This is a genomic window from Infirmifilum sp. (genome assembly GCF_049970975.1).
Lineage (GTDB): Archaea > Thermoproteota > Thermoprotei > Thermofilales > Thermofilaceae > Thermofilum > Thermofilum uzonense.
Genome location: NZ_JBMFLX010000154.1, coordinates 1 through 2,767, shown reverse-complemented (window position 1 = coordinate 2,767; position 2,767 = coordinate 1). Strand labels below are relative to the sequence as shown.

Annotated in this window: 2 protein-coding genes; both read right to left on the bottom strand. The window is 51.9% G+C overall.

Annotated elements, in window-relative coordinates; translation table 11 throughout:
• The coding region (cas10, locus tag ACP5KC_RS09890; protein WP_428287461.1) for a type III-B CRISPR-associated protein Cas10/Cmr2 at positions 1–2,270 on the bottom strand (2,270 nt) is incomplete at its 3' end.
• Positions 2,267–2,767, bottom strand: a 501-nt coding sequence (gene cmr6, locus ACP5KC_RS09885) for a type III-B CRISPR module RAMP protein Cmr6 (RefSeq protein WP_428287460.1), incomplete at its 5' end; no start/stop codon positions are given. The genes cas10 and cmr6, both read right to left, overlap by 4 nt.

The window sequence follows — 2,767 nt, the reverse complement described above, 5'->3', positions numbered from 1 at the left end:
CCGGTGTAGTACTCGGTGCGTTTTAGTGGTAGGTGTCCGCTGTGAAGCATGCCTATGCCGTCTGCGTCCCCGTAAATTATGAGGTACCTCGTCCTGACCTCGAGTATTTTGCGTACTACGTCTTCTCTCGCCTCGGAGACCCCCATCAAGTTAGACAGGAAGGACATGTATGCTTTTGAACGCCCTAAATCCTTGAGGAAAACTCTCGCAACGTGATCGTACCGGTTCTGATGCTGGTCCCGGACGGCGAGCCAGACGCTCTCTGAGAGCCTGGCGAGGAATTCCTCGAAGCTTAATTGAAGCTTTGTCTTTTGCACAAGGATGGAGTGGGCCATGTCGAGGTTTCGGGGCATTCCGCCGTTGGGGCCAAAGGCCAACAGCACTGCGAGTTCAGAGGAATTGTTCTCCAGGGGGGCCTCGATCCTTAGAAGCCCAGCAAGTTTCTCGGCTACCTTGTCGAAATCGACAAGACTCTTAAGCCTCGAGACGTAGAATTCCAGGGCTACGTCGTCGGTAGACTGGAAGCTTTTCTCTCGTTTAGCGATGTAGACGGCTCGCTTGAGAATACAGTATGGGCCGAGTGCCTCGCCTGGCTTAAAGTAATAGTACAGCTTTTCGGCGAGTGTTTGCAATAATTGATTGGGTTCTCCCTTGAGGGTCTTGCAGAAATCCTCTAGGATTTGGCTTAGATCTTCGGGGTGGAAAGTTAACTCGAAGCCTTTGAAACTCTTCCTGAGCCTTAGAACAGCGGGTTCAACGCCACATTGAGTGCAGGGAATCCAGTCCTCATAGCTCTGAGAGTAGATGGGCTTAAACGCGGCGTCCTCGAGGATCCAGAAAGTCCTAGGGACGGGGGTTGACGTGAGGGTCGGCCTGCGGGAAAGCGCTTCGAGCGAGGCGTGGAATACAAGAGTCCTTGCAAGTTCCTCTACTCCATCCAGGCCGAGTTTTGAGGCCTGGGGGTTTAGCCCTAGATTGGTGCAGGCTTCGGCACTGCCCTTTAGGCAGTCGATTATCTCGCCATGTATTTCCTCGACGTCAACTATGGAAACGCGTACACCTGTCGGGGGCTGTGATATTATGTCATAGTAACGCTTTAGAAGTCTGAGTGGTAATAGCTTGGCGCAGCCTTCGACGCTCGTATCAGCTGCTTGGGTTTGGGCGTCAGCCTGGGCTACACGTTTCGAAGGCTCCGTCGTTATCTCAGCTAATATCTCGTCTACTATCTCCTTCCAGGACTCCTGGAAGAGTTCTGTGATCCTGCTAGCAACGCTTTCAGGCGTGTCTGTCCAGTGAATGCCCTTGGGAAGAACCAGGAGGAGTGTTGCCGGGATGATGGGTTGTTGAGTCCATTCCTCTAACTCTAGGCTAGCGCCTGTAAGCCTCTCGATTAGCTGACCCGTAATCCGTTCAACCTGCTTTATCACGTCATCGGCTTTCTCACCGAGGTTTTCTCTTAAGATTCTCGGCAGGTACTTTAAGAGGAAGTATGGATTCATCCTCGGGGTGGGACTTATGAGCACGTCGGGGCCGAACTCGCTGATGAGTTTTTCAGCGAGCCTCCACATGACGTTTGACAAGAGCCAGCTACCAGCCCAGTAATCCCCTGTCTTCCTCGCTGGGTCTATGAAGGAGTGGACTCCGGGGAAGTCCACTAGAACAAGAAAGCCCCTTATGGGCTTGTCTGGTGTTGGGTTGGCTACGAGGTTGACCATGGAGGCTGTAGCGTACAGGTGGTCGAATATTGTGTGGGTGGGGACCCTTGTATCGGCTAGGGTGGGCGGGAGCTCCTTAAGATAGTATAAGGGCTCGTAGAGGGCGTAGAGGAGTGTATAGGCCAGCCTAAGCCTGATATCGTCTTTATCTTGGTTTACGGAGTCTAACGTCTGCTTTATGATTTTCTTTAGTTCTTCTATTACCTCTAGGGTTTTCTTCTTTGCATCTTGAAGAGGGATTGAAGGTATGTCTTCGCTGATCCTGGTGTCAAAAATGTTGGCGATTGAGTCCAGAGCAATGGCTCCTGTCTCGTAGTAGGGGCCTAGTACCCAACGATCGAAGCCCGAAGCTATAACGTCGGCGTTGTTGGCTATATTCTCGAACCTGTCCAGGTCGCCCCCCTCTAGCGGAATCTGCGCGAGCAGAGCTTGCCTGAGCAGCCTAGCCTCCTCCTTGTGGTTGACGCGTTCTCGAATGCAGAGGGACTTGTACGGTGGGTCGTGGAGTAATGCTTTAAGCTTTATAATGAAGAGCTGGCTAGGAGACATGCTCATGCTTTCGTCACCTTTTTCTCAATCAGGCTGACCTTTACGTAACCATAGCCTAGGCTCGTCTTCGCTCCCAGTCCTTGGCTGAGAGCCATGCTAATCGTGTTTGGTAAGTCCGTGAGTATACACTCCGGGTTTTTGCTGGGTTTGGAATCCATGGCCATGACCATTGCGAAAGTCACGCCTTTAGCAACCGTGGGGTATACTATGGGTCTGGGCTTCACGCTGGTTTCGTCAATCCTCCCTTCTAGCTCTACATAATGGGGGGTTATAACGTCTGGCTCCAGCAGTGTATTATCAACCTTCACTGGCACCGCGTCGAAGAAGATAAGCAAGCCCTTGTGGTCCTGTTTCCCGAGAAGTTGCTTAGTGTCGATCCCGCAGAGCTCCTTCCTGTCATGGGATCTAATGAATGCTCTAACGACGCCCTTTAAAGTAGAAGAGGGTATGTAGGGGAGGTTCAGCAAGGGATGCCATGCAAGCCCAATCTCCAACGGCATATA